Source organism: Gammaproteobacteria bacterium (assembly GCA_016199745.1).
Taxonomy (GTDB): domain Bacteria; phylum Pseudomonadota; class Gammaproteobacteria; order Acidiferrobacterales; family Sulfurifustaceae; genus JACQFZ01.
This window is the reverse complement of record JACQFZ010000060.1, coordinates 1-20551: the sequence shown is the minus strand read 5'-3', so window position 1 is coordinate 20551 and position 20551 is coordinate 1. Positions and strand designations below refer to the sequence as shown.

Genomic DNA, 20551 nt, shown 5'->3' with positions numbered 1-20551 from the left:
CCGGCAATTTATGCCGGCAAACGTTCGATCGTCTGATCGGCACAGCGGCGCACCAGCTCGGCAATATCGCCGCGACCGGGCACCTGCAGGTTCGGCGCGATCTCGGCCAGAGGATACAGGACGAACGCGCGTTCGTGCAGTCTTGGATGCGGCACAGTAACTAACGTCGACTGTAATTGCAGATCGGCGTAAAGCAACAGATCGAGATCAAGCGTACGCGGACCGCCGGGCATCGACCGTACGCGCCCGTGCGCCTGTTCGGTGGCAAGCAGCGCTTGCATTAACCGTTCAGGCGTCAGGGAGGTATCGATCGCGCTGACAGCGTTGATGAAGTCGGGTTGCGCGGTGACGCCAACGGGTGCCGTGCGGTACAACGACGAGTTGCGCACGACCGTCGTCTCCGGCAATGCCGCGAGGGCGTCGATGCCGGCGCGCACCTGCACCATCGGATCGGCCAGATTGCTGCCGAGGGCAACATAGGCCCGTACTACTTTTGTCATTGCGGCGCGGTGGGCGATGGCGACGAGCCGCTACGACGACGGCGGCGACGGCGTTTTTTACCGGGCGTCGCCGGCGAAACGACCGCCTCCACCATCGAACGACGCTCGGGCTCGGCAACTTCCTGAAACCGCGTCCACCATTCGGCAAGCGTAGCGTCAGCTTCGCCGCTGCGCGCGCGCAACACTAAAAAGTCATAGGCGGCGCGAAAACGTTTGTGCTCGAGCATGCGAAACGCTTGCTGACCGGAACGGCGCTCGAGCCGCGATTGCATCGACCAGATCTCGCGCATCGGCACGCTAAAGCGCTTCGGGATCATGATGTGCTTCAACTGCTCGTGCAGAATTTCTTCGGCAGCGCGTTCGAGGGCTTCTGACGACCGCATGCCTTGTGCTTCACGCGCAGCAGCACGTTGCCGCACCGGTTCCCACAACAATGCGGCGAACAAGAACGCCGGCGTTACCGGTTTGTCTTCGGCGATACGCGCGTCGGTATTAGTGAGTGCTTGCGGTAATAGTGTCAGTGGGAAATTGTTCTGTTCGCGTTCCAGCGCCTTATCCGTCATCGGGAACAAATAGCGGAACAGTCCGTAGTTGCGCAGCAATTCGAAGGTGGCAAGCGCATAACCGCCCTGAAACAATTTCAGGATTTCCTCGAACATGCGCGCCGGTGGAACAGTCAACAACTGCGCGCCGAGCTCATGAATCGGCGCGGCGGTCGCGTCGTCGATCCGGAAACCGAGCTTGGCGGCAAAACGTACGGCGCGCAGCATGCGCACCGGATCTTCGCGAAACCGGATCACGGGATCGCCGATGATGCGTAACAGCCCGCGCTGCAAATCCTCGACTCCACCGACGTAGTCCATGACGGTGAAATCGCGAATGTTGTAGTACAACGCGTTGACGGTGAAATCGCGGCGGCGCGCGTCTTCTTCCTGCGTGCCGAAGACGTTGTGATCGTGCACTTCGAGATCAACGCCGACCGGCGGTGCCGCACGGAAGGTCGCGACTTCGATGATTTCGCGGCCGAACCGCACATGCGCCAAGCGAAACCGCCGACCGATCAGGCGCGCGCTGTGGAAGACCTTTTTGACGTCTTCCGGGCTCGCATCGGTAACGACGTCGAAGTCCTTCGGTTCGCGGCCCAGCAACAAATCGCGCACACAGCCGCCGACCAGCAGACTGGCGTAGCCGGCTTCCTTCAATCGATTGAGGACCTTGAGCGCGTTTTCGCTGACGAGTGCGCGCGAGATCGAGTGCTCGGCGCGCGGAATGATGAGAGGTTCTTTAATCTTTTTTACCTTGGATCTCAGCGTGATACGGTTGTGTAAGTCAAAGCGCCACGTATAATAGCCGCTTTCCGCGGCACTGGCATTATTCGTCAGTCATTACAACGCTCCCTTCGTCTAGTGGCCTAGGACGCTGGCCTCTCACGCCGGTAACAGGGGTTCGAATCCCCTAGGGAGCGCCATTTACCCGCCTCTTCTTCTAGTCTGCGGCTCCTGACGCCCGCAGTGTCTGCACGATTCGGCTGTAACCCCCTCGTTCCGCCATCTTCAACGCCGAGTCGCCGCGCGTATCGCGTGCATTGGCCTCGGCGCCGTTGTCGAGCAGCAGCTGGACGATATCGCTGTAGCCTTTATAAGCGGCGGCCATCAGCGGCGTCTTGCCGGTGACGGTGCGGGTGTTCACGTTGACGCCCTGTTTCAACAACGTTTGGACGATGGCGATGCGGCCCTTCAGGACGGCGCCAAAAAGCGCAGCAGCGCCATGGAGGCTGGGCGAACGGCTTTTCTTGTCGTTGCCGGTCGGCAGCTTCCAGATCTTATTGCTGAGCGACACGACCACCATCGCCAACAGCGCCAGCAACATGATCTGCGGATCGATATTGAATGTCTTCGCCAATTCCTCTGGGAGGTTGGCGCCGACAGCCAGCAGGAACACCAGCAGCAGTAACGCGAATTTGAGATAACGAACGAGGGCGACACAGACGACCAGGGCCAGCCCAATCACGAAGTAGCGCCGATCGAAGTTAACGACTTCGATCAGCGGCGTTGGCAAATTGGCACCGATGACCAGCAGAGCAACTACACCGACCAGCGCCCAATCAAGCGGCGATTCACGCAGCAGTACCATAGTTCCCCTTAGTACCTGCGCCGGCCGCCCGGTTCGGGCAGAGGCGCCAACGGCTCGTTAGAGTTTTGGATGTCCTAATTAAAGACTCTAGTCGCCTCTTACGCCATTTAACCGAGGGTGCGCGCAATAAATCGGCCGATATCCAGAATTTCGTCCAGGCAGACGCTGTGCTCCATGTCATAAACGTGCCACTCGATTGGCCAGCCGGCCGCCTGCAATTGCGACCGCAGTTGCTCGCCATAAACGAAGGGCACGATCCCGTCATCGGTCCCATAGCCGAGAAACAGCGGCAACTCGGTTACCGGGGCGGTCTCGTCTAACAACTCATTTATATAGAACACAGGGGCCGAAAGAACAATGCCGCCGGCCAGGCGCGGGCGGAAGCGTAGCGCGCTATGCAACGCGACGACCCCGCCCTGGGAAAAGCCGGCGACGATGATACGGTTCGGCGCTACGCCCCTACCCTGCTCGCGTTCGATGAGGGAATGGATGCTCCGGACCGATTCGGTCAGATGGTCAATATTTTGTTGATAACCGTGCTCGGCCATCGCCATGTCGTACCACGCACGCATGACGTAGCCATTATTAAGGGTCACCGGCCGATACGGTGCGTGCGGAAACACGAAGCGCACGCCCAAGGTCGGTGGCAATCGCAACTCCGGAACAATACCCGGGAAGTCGTGACCGTCAGCGCCCAGTCCGTGCAACCAGATGATGGAAGCGGAGACAGTAGCGGCGGTTTGTAATTCAATAGGGGGATCGTTTCGAACACTCACTGCCGTTATCCTTTGCCGCGATAGACACAACCGGCGGTACACGTCTCGCGCACGGCGACCTCGCACAACAACGGCAACGTCGGCTGCAAGCGCTGCCAGATCCATTTTGCCAGGTGTTCGCTGGTCGGATTTTCCAAGCCAGGAATTTCGTTTAGATAATTATGATCGAGCTGGCGAAACAGCGGCTCAAACGCCCGGCCGATGTCGGCGAAATCAAGCACCCAACCGGTATCCGCTCCGACCGGTCCGCGCACGCGGACCTCGATCGCGAACGAGTGGCCATGAAGCCGGCGACATTTGTGGCCTTCGGGTACATTGGGCAGCCGATGCGCCGCTTCGATCATGAAGACTTTGTATATTTCCACGGGCGCCAGTTTACCTCATCGACGGAACTTATCGCCGCGCCGCGGCACAGATTAGAATACGACACTTGCTCAGGGAGACGCTTTGAAATGACGCAACCGTTACTACCGTTGTTGGTTGAACCCGCCGAGTTGGCGGCCCGCCTTGGCGATCCCGCGCTCGCCATTATCGACCTCAGCCAACCTGCACTCCACGCCCGCAGTCATGTGCCGGGCGCCGTGCACCTCGATTACGCACGCATCATTGCACCGCGCCCGCCAGCAGCGGCGGTGCTGCCGGAACCACAGCAGCTGGCGGAAGCCTTAGGCAGCATTGGGCTGACACCGGACAAACAGGTGGTCGCCTACGACGACGAAGGCAATGGCCGCGCGGCGCGATTCTTATGGACCCTGGAAGTCATTGGCCACGCGCGCCTGTCGATTTTGAACGGCGGTATCCGTGCTTGGCTGGCGGAGCAACGACCGGTGGAGAGTGGCGTTAAGCCAGTGTCGGCAACCAGCTATCCGGTGCAAATCAGCCGTAATGCAATTGCCGACAAGGAATACATCCTCGCGCACCTGCGCGATCCCAATGTCGTACTGTTGGATGCGCGCTCGCCGGATGAATACAGCGGAAAGGTGAAACGGTCGGCTCGTGCCGGGCACATCCCCGGCGCAGTAAATTTCCAATGGACCGATGCCATGGACGCCATGCGCCAAACGCGCCTGAAGAATGCGGCAGACATTAAACGTACGTTGGAAGGGCTCGGTATAACGCCTGATAAAGAGATCGTGACGTATTGCCAGACGCATCATCGGTCAGCACATACGTACTTCGTCCTTAAAACGTTGGGGTACCCGCGGGTCCGAGCTTACCCCGGCTCATGGTCGGAATGGGGCAGCCTGCCGGATACGCCTATCGAATGAACGGCTCAAGACTGTCGGTATCAGTTTCCGGCGGTCGAACGTCGTGAATTTTTTCGAGGTGCTCTTCGGGGTGCGAGGCTAGGACAGCGTAGATATCTCCTACCAGTACCATCCCTGCTGATTCGCGCATTTCCGGGTCGGACTCGGCGCAGGCGCTCTCCGCCTCGTTAATCAGTTCTTTCGACAGATCACTTAAAGCATTTGAGTTCATGGTACACCGCCTTAGCTTCTGATCGGCGGCGGTCCGCCGGTCCTACCCCTAAAGGGAGCAAGGACCATGCCACGGATAGGGGTTAATTCGCTTGGAACGCCCTCGCCCGGTACTGCGTCCAAGCAGAGTACTTCCCCTTTTCTGAGGCCAAATTACGATGAATACCACATGGATTTTAGTCGCTAATCGCGGTGGCGCTCGTTCTTGGGACCCTGCGCGAGGTGCTGACGCCGTTGACGGCTGCACTCGTCAGCGCCAGCCTGGACAAAGAGCTTGGCGCCGTTGAGCCTCGCGACTTGCCGCAGCAGCTTAACGACATCGTTCGTCTTTTGAATAACCAAAAAACTGTCACATGGGGGATCACAATAATGTGTCTTAGTGGCCGATTATCCGGTCGCTTGCGGTTGCGACCCCTGACCCTTTCTGGTATAGATTCGCGCTCATTTTTTTTCGGGCCCGGGCTTCAACAAAGCCCTAATATTCAGGAGTTATTAAATGCCCGTTATTAAAAAACGTAAGGAAGCCCCCGAGCCGATTAAACCGTACGTGGCTAAGAAGGGCGAGAAGTACATGAACAAAAAGCAACACGATCATTTCCGCACCAAACTGCTGGCGTGGCGTACCGACCTGCTTGAAGAGCTCACCCGCACGGTGCACCAGATGCGCGACGAACCGGACAACCCGCCGGATCCGAACGATCGTGCGAGCCAAGAGACCGACATGTCGCTCGAGCTGCGTAGCCGCGATCGCGAACGCAAGCTCATCAAGAAAATCGACGAGGCGCTCACCCGCATCGACACCGGCGACTACGGTTTTTGCGAAGTCTGCGGCGTCGAAATCGGCCTGGAACGGCTCGATGCTCGGCCAACTGCCGATCTCTGCATCGACTGCAAGACGCTGGACGAGATTCGCGAAAAACAAATGGGGTGAGCCGGGGCAGTCGCGAATGTCCGCACACGGACGTGCGGGCCGGGGTTCAACGAAGTCACACCGTCGCGCCAGGGACGGCAGAGACAAACTTCCCGAAATCGACTCGCTTCCACGGCGGTCCAAAGACACCCTTCCTCCCGTGACCACCCTACTCATCCAAAACGCCCGCATCGCGCGCCCCGACGGCACGACCATCGACGGCGATGTGTACTGCAATAACGGCCGCATCGAAAAAATCGACCGCTCCATCAGCACCCGTGCCGACGAATCGATCGACGCCAACGGCTTAATGCTGTTACCCGGCGCAATCGATCCGCAAGTGCACTTCCGCGAGCCGGGCAAGGAATACAAAGAAGACCTCGCCAGCGGTTCGCGTGCCGCTGCCAAAGGCGGTGTCACCAGCTTTCTGGAAATGCCGAACACCGACCCGCCGACCACTAACCAGGCGGCGTTAAACGACAAGTTGGCGCGCGCCGCCGGCCGCTGTGTCGTGAACTACGGCTTTTTCATCGGCGCGACGCCGAACAACCTCGACGAGCTGAATCGCGCTGAACCTGCCTGCGGCATCAAGATTTTTATGGGCTCCAGCACCGGCAGCCTGTTGGTCAACCGCGACGAGGACCTCGAACGTATCTTTGCCAACGGCACGCGCCTAATCGCGGTCCATGCCGAAAACGAAGCACGCATCGACGAACGCAAAGCCAAGCTCGGCCATCGTACCGATATCGCCGTTCACTCGGAGATCCGCGACAACGAATGCGCCCGACTCGCGACCGAGAAAGCGCTGTCGTTGTCCAAGAAATACCGGCGGCGGTTGCATATTCTGCATCTGTCGACTGCCGATGAAGTCGAGCTGCTGCGACGGGACAAACCGACCTGGGTAACGGCGGAAGTGATTCCGAATCATTTGGTGCTAAACACCGCCGACTACGCCACCCACGGCACGTTGGTACAAATGAATCCGCCGATTCGCACGCCGCACGACAACGACGTCTTGTGGCAAGGCCTGCGCGACGGCGTGCTCGATTTCATCGCTACCGACCACGCGCCGCACACGCTGGAAGAAAAAGCGCAGGGCTATCCGCAATCGCCGTCCGGCATGCCCGGCGTCGAAACCTCGTTGCCGACGATGCTCACCGCCATGAAGGCCGGGCGTTGCACATTGGCCGACGTTCAGAAATGGATGTGCTGGCGGGCGATGGAAGCGTACGGCATCGCTAATAAGGGAAAAATCATCGAAGGCTGGGACGCCGACCTCACGCTCGTGGACCTTACGACCTACAAACCGGTACGCAACGACGAGATGTTCACCAAAGTCCACTGGTCGCCGTTCGACGGGCGTGAACTTACCGGTTGGTCGGTTTACACGATCGTCAACGGCCGCGTCGTTTTCGACCATGGCCGTATCCGCGATGGTGTGTACGGCACGGCACTTAAATTCAATTAACGTCGGCCGGACTCAACCGCCCGACATCGCTTCCGAGATATAAGAAACCATGGATCTGATTCTTTTTTTGAAAGCCGTCATTCTCGGAATTGTCGAAGGACTCACCGAATTCCTGCCGATATCCAGCACCGGTCATTTGATCTTGGTCGGCGATCTGCTGAACTTTAACGACGACAAAGGCAAGCTGTTCGAGATCGTCATTCAATCCGGTGCCATCTTGGCCGTGTGCTGGGAATACCGGCGCAAGATCACCAGCGTTATCGGCGGACTAACGACCGATCGTAAGGCCCGGCGCTTCGCCCTTAACGTCGCCATCGCGTTTTTACCGTTGGCGATCTTAGGCCTGCTGTTCGGCAAAGCGATCAAGGCCCATTTATTTAATTGGGCCACGGTCGCAACGACGTTCATCGTCGGTGGCCTGATCATTCTGTGGGCGGAACGGCGCGAGCACCGGGTTCGCGTTGAGTCGGTGGATGATTTAACGCCGGTAGATGCGCTCAAGCTCGGTATCGCCCAGGCGTTTGCCTTAATCCCAGGCACATCGCGTTCCGGGGCTACCATCATCGGCGGCCTGCTGATTGGGCTATCGCGCCGCGCCGCGACCGAGTTCTCCTTCTTCCTGGCGATCCCTACGCTGCTCCTGGCATCGGCCTATCAACTCTATAAGGAGCGCCATACCCTCACCGTCGATGACGCCGGCCTATTCGCCGTCGGTGCCGTTGCCGCCTTCATTAGCGCCTTTTGGGCGGTACGGGGCTTATTGCGCTACATCAGTTCGCATGACTTCACTGCCTTCGCCTGGTACCGCATTGGCTTCGGGCTATTGGTGACCGCCACCTGGTATTGGGCCATCGTTGATTGGTCGGCGACGTAATTTTTACCGGTTCGCCCAGCATCGCGTCCGCCGGCTTGCCTTTCCAGGGTAGCCGGCAACCCTCCCCGATCACCCGAAAAACGACGAAAGCGGCTGATTCAGCCACGCCGTCCGTATTTCGACCTTGGCATATTATGTGCAATTCCTTTGGCGAAGGGCCGGGAACGGCCTAAATTCGCAAACTTTGGATTTGACGATAAGCGTGGACTACCTTTGGAGAGGCGGAGGAACGTCCCCCTAATTTATGCACGAACAGGCCGCAGAACAGCCGTCGGCAACGACCACGGAATCAGTCGCCCCGAACCTAGATAAACCCTGGGTACTCGTGGTCGATGACTCGCGCGTTATTCGCCGGGCCATCACCAAAGCGCTGACCGGTGAATTCAATCTCATCGAGGCCGAAGACGGCGAAGCCGCTTGGCAGCGCCTGGTCGAGGACGAGCGCGTACAGGTCATCATCACCGACATGGAGATGCCGAAGCTCGACGGCTACTCGCTCATCTGTCGCATCCGCGCCGCCGAGCCGCAGCGGGTACGCGACGTCCCGGTGATCGTCATCACCGGCGCCCAAGACGAACAAACGCGCGAACGCGCTTATGCCTGCGGCGCAACCGATTTCGTCACCAAACCGCTCGACAGCCTGCAGCTGCTGGCGCGCACGCGGGCCCACGCCCGCCTCGACGAGACCACCCGTAAACTGACGGAAACCACCAAGTCGCTCGAAGATCAGACGGCGGTCGATCCAGTAACCGAGCTCCACAGCCGACGCTACTTTCTGCAACGAGCGGCGCAAGACGTATCCTTCGCCAAACGTCATGGCCAAGACCTCGCCGTCGTTCGCGTCGATTTCGACAACTTCCGCGCGATCTACAAACAGTTGGGCGACGACGCCTGCGACAAATTATTCGTCTGGCTCGCCAACATAATCCGCAGCAATACTCGCACCGAGGACACACCGGCGCGTATTCGCGGCGGCGAGTTCGCCATTCTCGCGCCAAACTCCGATCGCCGAGCCGCAACGGTGTTGTGCGAACGCCTACGATCGGCGGTCGCGGCACAGCCCTTCAACAACGGCGAGACCATCGTACCGGCGACCATTAGCTTAGGATTGGCCACGCTCAACGATGATCGTGTCGACACCATCGACGATTTACTCGCGCGCGCCGAACAACGCTTGACGCTCGCCAAGGCAGCCGGCGGCAACCAGCTAGGCATGAACTACGCCGACGAAGTCACACCGCCGGAAGAAGCGATCATCGAAGAACCCACGCTCGAAGCGGCGCTGCAAATGTTGCAAAACGGCGAGGCCGGAAAGTTGGTCCCCTATTTACCCGATCTCGCCAGCCAAGTTATGCCGCTGCTCGACGCTTGCGATCAACAACTCGATCTCGATCTTGCCGCCATCCTGTCTCAACTTCGAGAAAAGCTCGGCCTTGTGAAACAATAGCGCCAATATGGCGCTTTCCCCGTTTACCCGCTCGCGGGCCGTTGCCCGCCCGTTTTACCCATGACATTCAAACCCGCTTGGTGGTGCCCCGGCGCCCATTTGCAAACGCTATGGGCCAATCGACTAAGGCCGCGGCCGCCGCTCGCGTTACGTCGCGAGCGCATTGAATTAGCCGACGGCGATTTTGTCGACCTCGATTGGACATCGAACTCTCGTGGACCGATCGTGCTCATGTTGCACGGTCTGCAGGGCTCATCGAATTCACGCTACGCACGCTCGGTGCTCGGTGCGGTCGATCGCGCCGGCTGGCGCGGCGCGCTGCTGCACTTCCGTGGCTGCAGCGGCGAGCCGAATCGATTGCCGCGCGCCTATCATTCCGGCGAGACCGGCGATCTCGACCAGATCGTGCAATTACTCCACCAGCGCGAGCCGTCCACTGCCATCGCCGTCATCGGCGTATCGCTCGGCGGCAACGTGCTACTCAAGTGGCTGGGCGAAACCGGCGACCGAGCCCCGGTGGTTGCCGCCGTCGCTATCTCGGTACCCTACGAGCTCAGTCGCGCGGCCGATAAACTCGACAGCGGCTTCTCGCGCCTCTACCAATGGGATCTTATGTTCGCGCTGCGCAATGCGCTGGAACAAAAACGCCGACAAGTCGTGCTGCCATTGACCTTGACCACCCCACTGCGCTTCCGCTCGATCCGCGATTTCGACGATCGCGTGACCGCACCGCTGCACGGCTTCCGCGACGCTGCGCATTACTACAGCGTCTCAAGTGCACGCCAATACTTGAAGCATATCGCCGTACCGACGCTACTAATCCACGCGCTCGATGACCCGTTCATGGTGCCCGACGTCGTCCCGAAACAGCACGAGCTAGCCGACTGCGTGACACTCGACATCCACCGTAGCGGCGGCCACGTCGGCTTTGTCGCCGGCCGCTGGCCCTGGCGCCCGCATTATTGGCTGGAAGAACGAGTGCCGGCATTTCTCCGCTCCTTTATTCCCTCCCCCGCTTTTGCGGGGAAGGGCTAGGGCGGGGGTAATATAGGCCACGCCACTTTCTCAAAAATCTCTAACAAGCACCATGTACGCCAAAGCCTTCGCCCAATCGCTACTGGCCGTTTTGCTCTGGAGCATACTCGCCTATCTCGGACTGCAACTGGCACGGATGCCGCCGTTTTTGCTGGTGGGTGCGGCACTCGTCATCGGCGCCGTCTGCAGCGTTCATAAAATTTCTCAGTGGCGCGTGCCGTACAAAATATTACTGCTCGGCATCTACGGACTATTCGGCTTCCACTTCTGCCTGTTCATGGCGCTACGTCACGCGCCGCCGGTCGAAGCGAATTTGATCAACTATCTGTGGCCACTGCTAATCGTCGTATTGTCGCCGCTGTTTTTACCGAGCTATCGATTACAAGCGCATCACATCATCGCCGCACTTATCGGTTTGAGCGGCGCCGCACTGATCGTTACCGGCGGCCAATTCAATTTTCGTTCGGAATATATGCTCGGCTATCTATTCGCCGGCATCTCCGCTTTTATTTGGTCGAGCTATTCGCTCATGACCAAACGCGTGCGGCCATTTCCCAACGCCGCCATCGGCCTGTTCTGTCTATGCGCCGGCCTGCTGTCGTTGTTGATGCATGTCATCTTTGAAGACAGTTATAGCTTCGCCGCCAACGATGTACCGATTCTGCTGTTGCTCGGCCTCGGGCCGATGGGCGCCGCATTTTTCCTGTGGGACGCTGCTTTGAAGAACGGCGATCCGCGCATTATCGGTTCACTGGCTTATCTCACGCCGATGCTTTCCACCCTGGTCTTGATCGCCAGCGGCAGCGGCACGTTTACCGCGAGCTCCGGTGTGGCGATGGCACTGATCGTCGGCGGCGCAATTATCGGCTCGTGCTCGCGGCGACGATTGGAATCGTCGTGAGTCATTTTCGGTTAAAGCGCAGGGAGGTATCGAACGATGACGACCATTTACTCACGGCCGTCGATGGCTGCTGTCAAAAACTTATTGGCCGCAGAAAATTTACCGACTGCCGATATCACCGACACGCTCCTGGCCCATTTCTTTGGCTATGGCGATAAGTCGGCACCCGATGGTGTGATCGGCTTCGAGTTACACGGCAACACCGCATTACTACGTTCCCTCGCCGTTACCGCGGTGCAGCGCGGTCGCGGCGTAGGCTCTCGGCTAGTCGTGCATGCCGAACAGTATGCGCGGGCCAATGGCATCGAATCGCTGTACCTGCTAACAACGACCGCCGAAAAATTTTTTCGACGAAGAGGTTATCAACCATCGGCGCGCGCAGCGGCACCGGCGGGTATCCGTGATACGACGGAGTTCTCTAGTCTCTGTCCGGCGAGCGCCGTGCTAATGGTGAAGAATTTAGTGACGACGGCTACGGACCGCGCTTTGGTCGGCTGACGCGGCGCGTCGGTGGCGCACTCCACGGATCGTCCGGCCACGGGTGCTTTGGATAGCGCCCTTTCAACTCTTTTTTTACTTCGGCGTAGGTCCGTTCCCAAAAACCCCGTAGATCTTGCGTGACCTGTATCGGTCGTCGTGCCGGCGACAACAGATGTAACGTCACCGGCACCCTGCCCCACGCCACGCGCGGAGTATCCGCTAGGCCAAACATTTCTTGCAGCTTGACCGCCAGCACCGCTGACTCGCCCGGCGTGTACGCCAAGCGAATGTGCGAACCACTCGGCACCGTCACGTGCGTCGGCGCGCCTTCGTCGAGCCGCTTTTGCTGATCCCAATCGAGGCGCGTCTTCAAGATGTCGAGTAACTGCAAGCGCGTTAAGTGGTCGCGGCGAGTGACGCCGTCCAAGTAAGGCGCCAACCACTCGGCTAGCGTCGCCGCCAGTGCCGCGTCCGAAACATCGGGCCAGTCTTGGTCAGGCAACCAATGACGTAACGACAACACGCGCGCCTGCCAGCCACGGGCGTCCTCGGTCCACGGCAACGCGGCAATACCCAGACGAGCAATTCCTGCGAGCATGGCGTCGATCAATTTGTCGGACGAGACGCGCGCGGCCGCTTCGGTGCGCAACAACAACTTACCCAAACGTTCCTCGCGCCGCGCCAACACCGACGCGCTGGCATCATCCCAACGCACCACATCTTCGGTAACGATGCGATCTTTCAGCGCGTGGCGCAACGCGTTCGCATCGACCGGCGCCGCTAAATGAATTACGCCCTCGCTCTCTCCGGCATCGACATGCGCTACCACGAGATACGGCGAGCGCAACCGCGCTTCGTAATTCGGCAGACGCGCACCACGACCGCTGGCCAGCAGATAGCGCGTGCCGTTCGGCTCACGTTGCGCCGCCACTCGATCGGGATAAGCCAGCGCCAACAGCGCACCGATGTCGACCGTCGTCGACGACGACGGTGCCGATGTGCGCACCAGACCGCGCCATTGGCGCGCTGCCTGCTCGATGCGCGCGCATGCTCCCGGATCGGCATCATATGCCTGCGCACCGGCGCGACCGCGCGCACGAAACGCCGCCAACGCTTCGAGACGCTCGCTCAGGTCGACCGTCTTGCGCGCGTTATTCGAATAGATATCGCGCTCGCTCAACAAGGCGGCGATGTCGCAAGCGATACCGGCAGCAGCGAATTCCTCAGCGGCGCGCACCAGATGTGCCAGCCGTGGATGCAGCGGCAATGCCGCCATCGCTCGGCCGAGCGAGGTAATGCGCCCGTCGCCATTGATGGCGCCAAGCTCGGTTAGCAAATCGCGCGCCTGCGCCAGCGCCGCTGGCGGTGGTGGATCGAGCCAAGTAAGAGCACCGACATCGTTTGCGCCCCACAACGCCAGCTCGAGCGCTAAACCGGCCAAATCCGCGGTTTTGATTTCAGGCAACGGTTGCGCGAGCAGACCGCGATGGGTGCTTTCGGTCCATAACCGATAACACACGCCGGGACCTAAACGACCGGCACGGCCGGCGCGTTGATCGGCAGAAGCGCGCGCAACCCGCACGGTGGCGAGACGCGTCAAGCCGCTCGCCGGATCGAATTGCGGTACGCGCGCGTAACCGCTATCGACGACACTGCGTACACCTTCGATGGTGAGACTGGTCTCGGCAATCGGCGTCGCCAAAACGACTTTACGTCGATCGCCGGGACGTAGCGCACGATCTTGCTGCTCCCACGGCAAATCGCCGTAGAGCGGCCGGATATCGATGTCGTTCGTGCTATCGGCCAACAGCGCTTGCGCGCGTCGGATCTCACCACCACCGGGAAGAAACGCGAGCACATCGCCGGCCTGTTCAGTCAGCGCCTGGCGCACACTGGCGGCCACGCGCGCCGCCAGCGGCGCGTCCGATTCGCGCGCGACATAACGCACGTCGACCGGAAACAATCGACCCTCGCTCTTGATCAGCGGCGCTTCTAGAAACTGGGCAATGCCGGCGCCGTCGAGCGTCGCCGACATAATAAGAATCTTGAGATCGGGCCGTAACAAACGCTGACAATCCCGCGTTAATGCTAATGCCAGATCGGTTTGTAAATGCCGCTCGTGAAATTCATCGAAGATGACGAGACCGACGCCGTCGAGTGCTTGATCGGTTTGCAACCGTCGGGTCAACATCCCCTCGGTGACGACTTCGATGCGCGTGCGCGCCGAAACTTTAGATTCGAAGCGAATGCGATAACCGACCGTACCGCCGATAGCTTCACCGAAGCCGTCGGCCATGCGCGCTGCCGCCGCCCGCGCCGCTAACCGGCGTGGCTCAAGCATGAGAATGCGCTGATTGCCGAGCCAGTCGGCGGCGAGCAACGCCGGCGGTACCACCGTCGTCTTGCCCGCGCCCGGCGGTGCCTGCAACACAACGGCAACATTCGCCGTCAGCGCTGCTTGCAGCGCCGGTAAACATTCGTGGACCGGAAGATTTTGCATAGGGGCGGCGAGTGTAATCGAAACGCCATCGTCGCTCTAACCTTCCCCTGCAATCGATCGGGTTTACGGCAGAAACTGGCCAGCCTCGATGACAGCCGCTACTATGAATAAGCAACAGACTTACACCGACCGCTGCAATGCAGATCTTCTGTTTATCGGCTCTCCCCGCTGGTCCCGAAAAGGAACTCGATCGTTACCTCAAGGATGCGCCCGCGCGCGGCGATACCGACTATGCCCCATGAGCCAAGCGATCTCGCTTCGCCGAGACGCGCCGACCTGCCAATGGAACTGACGAAATCCCACATAATGCCGGACGGGACGGCGGTGCATTATCGCCTGTGGCAGACGGGGCGAACGTCGCGCGGGCTGATCGTGCTGCTCCACGGCATGGCCAGCAACCTGACGCGCTGGTCGGAATTCGTCGAGCACACCGCGCTCAAGCAAGAGTGGGACATCTTACGCTTGGACTTACGCGGTCACGGCGAATCGATCATGCATGGAAAAATCAGCGCTAGAATCTGGAGCGACGATTTAATCGAGTTGCTGGACGCGGAGAATTGCGAACGCGCCATCGTCATCGGCCACAGCCTCGGCGCGCACCTGGCACTTCAGTTTGCCGATCGTTTTCCAAATCGCATACGCGGTCTGGTGCTGATCGACCCGGCGTTTCCGCAAGCGTTGCGCGGCAGCTGGCCGTGGCTGCGACGACTGCGGCCGCTGTTGTGCGTCATCGTCGCCATCATCCGCGTATTGAACGCGCTCGGCCTACACCGCCGTCATTTCCCGCGCCGCGACCTGCGCCTGTGGGACGAAAAAGTACGTACCGAGTTCCTCGCCACCGGCAAGGCGGAAGAATTCGTGCGTCACTATTCCTCGCCGTTCAACGACTTCAAATACCTGCCGATCGGCCACTATCTACAAGAGCTGATCGAAATGATGCGCCCGCTACCGAAACCGGCACACATCCGCGCGCCGATGTTGGTGTTGTTGTCGCGCAGCGTTACTTACACCGATCCCGCCGTCACCGATCGCTTGCTCGCCGATCTACCACATATCGAGCGCGCAACGATCGACGCTTATCATTGGCCGTTGACGGAAAAGCCGGTGGAGGTACGCGGCGAAATCGAAGGTTGGATTACGCGGCAATTCTTAAGAAAATAAATTTAATAAAAGTATCAGCAGATACTCCCCTCCCCTTGTGGGAGACCGCCGGGTAGAGGGGTGATCCTACGATACACAACCCCTCTCCCACAAGGCGAGGGGGCCCTTCGTGTTATGGATCGAGTTGCTTAAGTGCCCTCGTGGTCGCACTTTTACCGCTTCCTTACCCAGTTGACGTAGGTACTATACTTTTTTAGCTCGTACTTCAGACGACCGACTACCGGCATCCATCTTTTCTGCAAAGGAGGGCAAATGCGTCGACTACTGCTGGCATTCCTACTCGTGGCCGCCGGTAACGGCGTCGTTCAGGCCGACGACGGCGACGTGACGGTCGTTGGCGGAGTGGATGTCGGCTTCAAAGATTTCAGCTTGGAAATTAACCGCAACCTCAGCTCGTACAGCCCGTCGTTCGTGACGATCAACCCGACGCTGGTGCTCGGCTACAAATCGTTTTACACCAGCTTGTCGTACGACAAATCGATAACGGCCGACACCGGCAGCAGCACCGCGCAAAGCGGCGACCGCACGCTCGCGAACACAACCGAATTTGCCCGCGTCGATTCGACGTTTACCGTCGGCTATCGACTATCGCCCTTCAATTTCTTTTTCGGCTACACCGACGGCACCAGTAAATTTACCGAGACCACATTCGATTCCGTTTTTATCGTCGCCACCACCGAGTACACCGAAACCGGGCCGTTCGGCGGCATGACCTACACTAAAATGTTCAGCGATACCGGCAACCTCGTGCTGTCGATCGCCTATGCACAACTGGAAGGTAATCTGGAAATTTTTACGCGTCCGAGCGGATCCTTTTTTCGGGCGAACGGTGACAGTACGGGTCTGAGTTACGGCCTGACCTGGACTGGGCCGCTGACCGGCTCGCTCGGTTATCGCGTGGGCTTCAAGATTACCGAGTACGAAATGACCGAACCGGTCGGGATTATCGAAAAGTACACGAACTTCTTTATCGGCATCGCCAATTACTTCTGATCGGCTCGATCGCTAGAAGGAACCGAACGTCTGCCGTTTCGCCGACTTCTTTTTCTGCTCGCTAACTTCCTTTTGTAACTTGCTCAGCGCTCGGTGGTCCGGACTGAGCTCAAGACCGCGACCGATGAGCGTTTCCGCGTCCGGATACTCGCGCTGCTCGACTTTGCCGATAGCGAGCTTGAGATAAGCATCGGCCAGTTGCCCGGTCAACACACGCACGCGCTCGTCGTTCGGCGCCATGCGCATGGCTTCGCCGAGCAACTCTTGGGCGAGACCGGCGCGAGTGGCACTGAGCGAGCTCGGTGTCAGCAAATCGTGAAACCGGGATACAAGCCCCTGCAGCCGATACTCGCGCTCACGCCGTTCTTTGGCCTGCAGGTCCTCGACGCTCGCGACCATCGGCTTCGGCGCTTCCTTCGCCACTGGCAACACCGGCGCCGCCGGTGTCGACTCGACCGATAGCGGTTTCGGCGCCGCTTCCGCTTTCGGTTGAACGCGAACTGTGGCGACACTGGCCATCTGCTTCTGCCGCAAGTCGGTGAGCGCGAGCTGGCGCGAGAACAACATCGGATGGCTCGGATCCGCTTCTTCCGCCTGCTTCAGCAGCGTTTCGGCTTGATCGAACTTACCCTTCTCGATAGCGCGCTCGGCGTGGGCGATGAACTGGCCGGCGATGTCATTCAGCGCACGGCGCGCGTGGGTGTTGTCCGGCACCAACTCCAATACTCGCCGGTATTTATAGACAGCGGCGGTGTCGGCGGGCGCAAAATATTGCCCGGCGCGGGCAGCGCGGTCGGCCGCTACCAGCGCCTTCTTAATCTGTACGTCCAGCGCCGCCAGCTCGGCCTCGGACGAGACCGGGGTGGTCGCGACCGGTGCCGGCGCGGGCGCGCGCACCGTCGGCACCGGTACCGCCGGCGCCCGCCAGGCAAAATACACGGCACCCGCCAACAACGGCACCAGCACCGCCCCCACCCAAAGCACGCCGGAGCGACGCTTTGCCGGCGCAACAACCGTCGGTGCAGGGATAGCGCCGGCGCCGAGAACCACGGTCCGTTGCGTCGCCGCCGGCTTGGTCACTACCGTCGTATGCGGACCGGTGACGAACGCGTCGATCGCTTCCATCGCTTGCTCGCCGGTTTGGAACCGATGCGCCGGATCCTTGGCGAGAAATTTTTCCAGCAGCGGCTGGTAGATGAGCAACAACGGCGGCAGCTGCGGCAGCGGATCGGTGACGTGCTTCAGCGCGATCGACACCGCCGAATCGCCGGTGTATGGCACGCGGCCGGTCAGCATGTGGAACACCATGATGCCGAGGCTGTAGATATCGGAGCGGCCGTCGATCGCGCGGCCCATCGCCTGTTCCGGGCTCATGAAGTGCGGCGTGCCCATGACCGTGCCGGTGGTCGTCATCTGGCTGGCACCGTCGTTGACTTTGGCGATGCCGAAGTCAGTGAGTACCGCCGTGCCGTTCTCGCGGAATAAAACGTTCTCGGATTTCACATCGCGATGCACGTAACCCTTGGCATGCGCAAACGCCAACGCGCTGGCGATTTGCCGGGTGATAGCGAGCGCGTCTTTCGGCGACATGCCGTTGCGGATGCGCGGCGGCAAACCGCCGCCGGTGATGTATTCCATGGAGAAGTAGTGGTACGGCCCGGCGACGCCGACATCGAACACGGCGTTGACGTTCGGATGCGACAGCTTGGCGATGATCTTCGCCTCGCGGATGAAGCGCTCGCTGAACGACGGATCGGTCGCCGCCAGCGACGGCAACATGATCTTCAGCGCAACTTCGCGCTCCATGCTTTCCTGGATCGCCAGATAAACGCTCGCCATCCCGCCGCGGCCGAGCTCGCGCAGAATCTGGTAACCAGGGATCTGGATGTCGATCGTTGCTTCGGTCACAGTACTCTCGGTAATCGGAACTGAGCTGGATAAGGTTCGAACTTTTTCACACGATTTATTCGGCCAGGCGCCGTTCCCGGGGCGGCCGAGCTCTTAGCTTAGTATAGGCAAAGACCCTGTCTTTTCGCGGCCACCCCGCGGGCGTGCCAGCCGGGAGCAAATAAATCGGCGGCTGGATTTTCCCATTTTTACGGCAGATAGCGGCTTCGGCGTACGCCGCTCGAACAGCGTGTTGAGATATGCGCGATCACGCGCCGACGTGCTTACAACGCCACGGCTTTCGTAGTCGACTGCCACGGCCCGTGCGACTGGCCGGTTACCTCCGCCCAGTACCAGGCGGAGGTGTCGGTAAACGACTTGCCGTTGGCATCGACGATCCGTTCACAAACGCGCAGTTGCTGGCCGCCCTTGTCGGCGACGAAGCAGCGCCAGAGGGCTGGCATCGTCGACGCAGCGGCAGTCTGTTGTTCTAGCGTATTCGTCCGCTCTCGAACAGCAGCACGCGAATGTCGATCGTGTGGCGCTGTCGTTTGAAGAACGTTTAGGTTTATTGATCCAACACGAGGCGACCGAGCGCGCCACTGCCCGGCTCGCGCAACGATTGCGTTGGGCACGCTTGCCGCAGGGGGCGGTCATTGAAGATCTCGACCTGGCTGCTGTGCGGGGTCTGTCTGTGGCTACGCTCGTGCAAGTGCGCGATCTCGGGTGGATCGGTGAACGCTGTCCTGATCACCGGGACTGCGGGTGTCGGTAAAAGTTTTCTGGCGTGTGCGCTGGCCCATTCGGCCTGCCGCATGGATTACTCAGTGCGGTTCTTTCGGTTACCGCGGCTCATCGATCGCCATCATAAGGCAGCGCATCGGTTCTATCAGCGTAAGCGCGCGTAACGAAGGCGTTTGCTCACAAACTCTCGCGCGCGGCCTATTACGTGATGCGCAATGGCGTACCGTTCGAATCGAACCGATTGCTTGGGTAGAGCTGATCGAAATGATGCGCCGGATCGCCCTTCGCCGAAGACCGTTTGCGTCGCGTTGCGATAGAGATCACAACCAGTGCAGCCCGCCGCGGCGGCGCGCAACGATTCCAAGCTCAATCGGTCCGGCAAAAAATCAGCCGCTGAACGTTGCGCTGCTTAACCACGCGTGTCACCGACCGACGTCCAGTGACGCGTGTCGCGATGGTAGAAGTGTGAGTCGATGAAACCCGCTTTGTATTCATGTCGCTTAACGCGTTTAAATGAACCTATGGAACCGCCTCGGCCGACGCTGCGATTAGCCGCTAGCGATTTCCACATTCTGCTCGAACGTCTCGGACCGTCGCTGACGCTGTGGCGCGCCGCCGAGATCGCCGCGCGGCGGCTGCAGACCTACGAACGGCCGATACTCGACCTTGGTTGTGGTGACGGCATCGTCACCTCATTCGTGTTGCCGCGCGTTGATATCGGCGTCGATCCGAGCGCGCATGCGATCACGTGCGCGACGGCGTTGTCGATGTATGATCGACTGAAACAGCAGCGACTCGAAGACGCCACCATTCCGGCGGCAAGCGTGGGCACCATCCTGAGTAACTCCGTGTTGGAACACTTGCCAAACGTCGGGCTAACGCTGACTGCAGCCCATCGACTCCTTCGCCCCGGCGGCCGCCTAATCTTTACCGCACCGACCGAGGCCTTCAGCAACTGGTTGGCGCTGCCACTTCCGGCATATCGCCAGTGGCGCAACCACCACTACGAACACCGCAATTTGTGGCCGCTCGACCGCTGGGTGTTCGAACTCACGCGCGCCGGCTTTCGCATAACGAGCGTTCAGCCGTATTTGCGTCGCAAATTGGTGACCGCATGGGACGCGCTAGGGCCTGTCATCAATTAATCCCCTTTGTCATACTTCTGTTCTCTCCAACTGCGAGCAAGCACAGCGGAAGATGGCCAGACGATACGGATTGCGAGACGACCAGTGGGAACGAATCAAGGATTTACTGCCGGGCCAAG

At 59.8% G+C, this 20551-nt stretch carries 21 protein-coding genes and 1 tRNA gene; 13 read left to right on the top strand and 9 right to left on the bottom strand.

Annotated elements, in window-relative coordinates; all coding sequences use genetic code 11:
- Window positions 1-8 precede the first annotated feature (8 nt).
- Together folK and pcnB are read right to left on the bottom strand one after the other, a co-directional pair.
- Entirely contained in the window at window positions 9-500 is a 492-nt protein-coding gene (gene folK / locus HY308_16455; protein MBI3899868.1) for a 2-amino-4-hydroxy-6-hydroxymethyldihydropteridine diphosphokinase, read from the bottom strand.
- On the bottom strand, window positions 497-1816 hold the full coding sequence (gene pcnB, locus HY308_16450; protein ID MBI3899867.1) for a polynucleotide adenylyltransferase PcnB: 1320 nt from the start codon (window positions 1814-1816) through the stop codon (window positions 497-499). Before pcnB ends, folK begins: the two co-directional genes overlap by 4 nt.
- 76 nt (window positions 1817-1892) lie before the next feature.
- Here pcnB and HY308_16445 point away from each other — a divergent pair.
- A tRNA-Glu gene (locus HY308_16445) sits at window positions 1893-1968 on the top strand.
- 17 nt (window positions 1969-1985) lie between these two features.
- On the opposite strand, the gene HY308_16440 is transcribed toward HY308_16445, so the two are convergent.
- From HY308_16440 to queD, 3 genes are all read right to left on the bottom strand, one after another.
- Window positions 1986-2633 (bottom strand): ankyrin repeat domain-containing protein, encoded by a 648-nt coding sequence (locus tag HY308_16440; protein MBI3899866.1) that lies wholly within the window; start codon window positions 2631-2633, stop codon window positions 1986-1988.
- Window positions 2634-2740: 107 nt separating this feature from the next.
- A complete protein-coding gene (locus HY308_16435; GenBank protein MBI3899865.1) occupies window positions 2741-3514 on the bottom strand; it encodes an alpha/beta hydrolase in 774 nt (257 codons plus the stop codon).
- Window positions 3415-3774 (bottom strand): 6-carboxytetrahydropterin synthase QueD, encoded by a 360-nt coding sequence (queD, locus tag HY308_16430; protein ID MBI3899864.1) that lies wholly within the window; start codon window positions 3772-3774, stop codon window positions 3415-3417. The genes HY308_16435 and queD overlap by 100 nt, the downstream gene beginning before the upstream one ends.
- 87 nt (window positions 3775-3861) lie before the next feature.
- Between queD and HY308_16425 the strand changes: the two genes are divergently transcribed.
- A complete protein-coding gene (locus HY308_16425; protein ID MBI3899863.1) occupies window positions 3862-4677 on the top strand; it encodes a sulfurtransferase in 816 nt (271 codons plus the stop codon).
- Here HY308_16425 and HY308_16420 read toward each other — a convergent pair.
- Window positions 4667-4888 (bottom strand): hypothetical protein, encoded by a 222-nt coding sequence (locus HY308_16420; GenBank protein ID MBI3899862.1) that lies wholly within the window; start codon window positions 4886-4888, stop codon window positions 4667-4669. The genes HY308_16425 and HY308_16420 overlap by 11 nt on opposite strands.
- Window positions 4889-5383: 495 nt before the next feature.
- Between HY308_16420 and dksA the strand changes: the two genes are divergently transcribed.
- The 7 genes from dksA to HY308_16385 all read left to right on the top strand — a co-directional run bounded on the left by dksA (window position 5384) and on the right by HY308_16385 (window position 12020).
- Entirely contained in the window at window positions 5384-5818 is a 435-nt protein-coding gene (gene dksA, locus HY308_16415) for an RNA polymerase-binding protein DksA (GenBank protein MBI3899861.1), read from the top strand.
- A 16-nt stretch (window positions 5819-5834) separates the two neighbouring features.
- Window positions 5835-7265 carry a dihydroorotase gene (locus HY308_16410; protein ID MBI3899860.1) on the top strand — a complete coding sequence of 477 codons (1431 nt, stop codon included), beginning with the start codon at window positions 5835-5837 and terminating at the stop codon, window positions 7263-7265.
- Between the two features lie 49 nt (window positions 7266-7314).
- Window positions 7315-8139, top strand: a complete 825-nt coding sequence (locus HY308_16405; GenBank protein ID MBI3899859.1) for an undecaprenyl-diphosphate phosphatase — start codon at window positions 7315-7317, stop codon at window positions 8137-8139.
- 244 nt (window positions 8140-8383) lie between these two features.
- On the top strand, window positions 8384-9586 hold the full coding sequence (locus HY308_16400; protein MBI3899858.1) for a diguanylate cyclase: 1203 nt from the start codon (window positions 8384-8386) through the stop codon (window positions 9584-9586).
- 60 nt (window positions 9587-9646) lie between these two features.
- On the top strand, window positions 9647-10621 hold the full coding sequence (locus HY308_16395; protein ID MBI3899857.1) for a hydrolase: 975 nt from the start codon (window positions 9647-9649) through the stop codon (window positions 10619-10621).
- A 52-nt stretch (window positions 10622-10673) separates the two neighbouring features.
- Window positions 10674-11522, top strand: coding sequence for an EamA family transporter (locus HY308_16390; GenBank protein MBI3899856.1), 849 nt, complete (start codon window positions 10674-10676; stop codon window positions 11520-11522).
- 36 nt (window positions 11523-11558) lie between these two features.
- Window positions 11559-12020: a GNAT family N-acetyltransferase gene (locus HY308_16385; GenBank protein ID MBI3899855.1), complete on the top strand. Its 462-nt coding sequence runs from the start codon at window positions 11559-11561 to the stop codon at window positions 12018-12020.
- On the opposite strand, the gene hrpB is transcribed toward HY308_16385, so the two are convergent.
- Complete coding sequence (hrpB, locus tag HY308_16380) at window positions 11995-14502, bottom strand: ATP-dependent helicase HrpB (protein ID MBI3899854.1); 2508 nt, start codon at window positions 14500-14502, stop codon at window positions 11995-11997. The two genes, HY308_16385 and hrpB, sit on opposite strands and share 26 nt — an antisense overlap.
- A 306-nt stretch (window positions 14503-14808) precedes the next feature.
- On the opposite strand from hrpB, the gene HY308_16375 reads away from it, so the two are divergent.
- Window positions 14809-15663: an alpha/beta hydrolase gene (locus tag HY308_16375; GenBank protein ID MBI3899853.1), complete on the top strand. Its 855-nt coding sequence runs from the start codon at window positions 14809-14811 to the stop codon at window positions 15661-15663.
- A 252-nt stretch (window positions 15664-15915) separates the two neighbouring features.
- Entirely contained in the window at window positions 15916-16656 is a 741-nt protein-coding gene (locus tag HY308_16370) for a hypothetical protein (protein MBI3899852.1), read from the top strand.
- Window positions 16657-16668: 12 nt separating this feature from the next.
- Here HY308_16370 and HY308_16365 read toward each other — a convergent pair whose 3' ends face one another.
- Window positions 16669-18564: a protein kinase gene (locus HY308_16365; GenBank protein ID MBI3899851.1), complete on the bottom strand. Its 1896-nt coding sequence runs from the start codon at window positions 18562-18564 to the stop codon at window positions 16669-16671.
- Window positions 18565-18827: 263 nt separating this feature from the next.
- Window positions 18828-19007, bottom strand: a complete 180-nt coding sequence (locus HY308_16360) for a hypothetical protein (protein ID MBI3899850.1) — start codon at window positions 19005-19007, stop codon at window positions 18828-18830.
- Between the two features lie 138 nt (window positions 19008-19145).
- On the opposite strand from HY308_16360, the gene HY308_16355 reads away from it, so the two are divergent.
- Both HY308_16355 and HY308_16350 read left to right on the top strand, forming a co-directional pair.
- Window positions 19146-19451, top strand: a complete 306-nt coding sequence (locus tag HY308_16355) for an ATP-binding protein (protein ID MBI3899849.1) — start codon at window positions 19146-19148, stop codon at window positions 19449-19451.
- 357 nt (window positions 19452-19808) lie between these two features.
- Complete coding sequence (locus HY308_16350) at window positions 19809-20432, top strand: class I SAM-dependent methyltransferase (protein ID MBI3899848.1); 624 nt, start codon at window positions 19809-19811, stop codon at window positions 20430-20432.
- Window positions 20433-20551 lie beyond the last annotated feature (119 nt).

Bases quoted from the DNA above. Each gene is read 5' to 3' on its own strand.
- dksA (MBI3899861.1), top strand. From the start codon at position 5,384: ATGCCCGTTATTAAAAAACGTAAGGAAGCCCCCGAGCCGATTAAACCG.
- HY308_16395 (MBI3899857.1), top strand. From the start codon at position 9,647: ATGACATTCAAACCCGCTTGGTGGTGCCCCGGCGCCCATTTGCAAACG.
- HY308_16360 (MBI3899850.1), bottom strand. From the start codon at position 19,007: ATGCCAGCCCTCTGGCGCTGCTTCGTCGCCGACAAGGGCGGCCAGCAA.
- HY308_16390 (MBI3899856.1), top strand. From the start codon at position 10,674: ATGTACGCCAAAGCCTTCGCCCAATCGCTACTGGCCGTTTTGCTCTGG.
- HY308_16405 (MBI3899859.1), top strand. From the start codon at position 7,315: ATGGATCTGATTCTTTTTTTGAAAGCCGTCATTCTCGGAATTGTCGAA.
- hrpB (MBI3899854.1), bottom strand. From the start codon at position 14,502: ATGCAAAATCTTCCGGTCCACGAATGTTTACCGGCGCTGCAAGCAGCG.
- HY308_16425 (MBI3899863.1), top strand. From the start codon at position 3,862: ATGACGCAACCGTTACTACCGTTGTTGGTTGAACCCGCCGAGTTGGCG.
- HY308_16385 (MBI3899855.1), top strand. From the start codon at position 11,559: ATGACGACCATTTACTCACGGCCGTCGATGGCTGCTGTCAAAAACTTA.
- HY308_16400 (MBI3899858.1), top strand. From the start codon at position 8,384: ATGCACGAACAGGCCGCAGAACAGCCGTCGGCAACGACCACGGAATCA.
- folK (MBI3899868.1), bottom strand. From the start codon at position 500: ATGACAAAAGTAGTACGGGCCTATGTTGCCCTCGGCAGCAATCTGGCC.
- HY308_16420 (MBI3899862.1), bottom strand. From the start codon at position 4,888: ATGAACTCAAATGCTTTAAGTGATCTGTCGAAAGAACTGATTAACGAG.
- HY308_16375 (MBI3899853.1), top strand. From the start codon at position 14,809: ATGCCGGACGGGACGGCGGTGCATTATCGCCTGTGGCAGACGGGGCGA.
- HY308_16350 (MBI3899848.1), top strand. From the start codon at position 19,809: ATGGAACCGCCTCGGCCGACGCTGCGATTAGCCGCTAGCGATTTCCAC.
- HY308_16440 (MBI3899866.1), bottom strand. From the start codon at position 2,633: ATGGTACTGCTGCGTGAATCGCCGCTTGATTGGGCGCTGGTCGGTGTA.
- HY308_16435 (MBI3899865.1), bottom strand. From the start codon at position 3,514: ATGGATCTGGCAGCGCTTGCAGCCGACGTTGCCGTTGTTGTGCGAGGT.
- HY308_16410 (MBI3899860.1), top strand. From the start codon at position 5,835: ATGTCCGCACACGGACGTGCGGGCCGGGGTTCAACGAAGTCACACCGT.
- HY308_16370 (MBI3899852.1), top strand. From the start codon at position 15,916: ATGCGTCGACTACTGCTGGCATTCCTACTCGTGGCCGCCGGTAACGGC.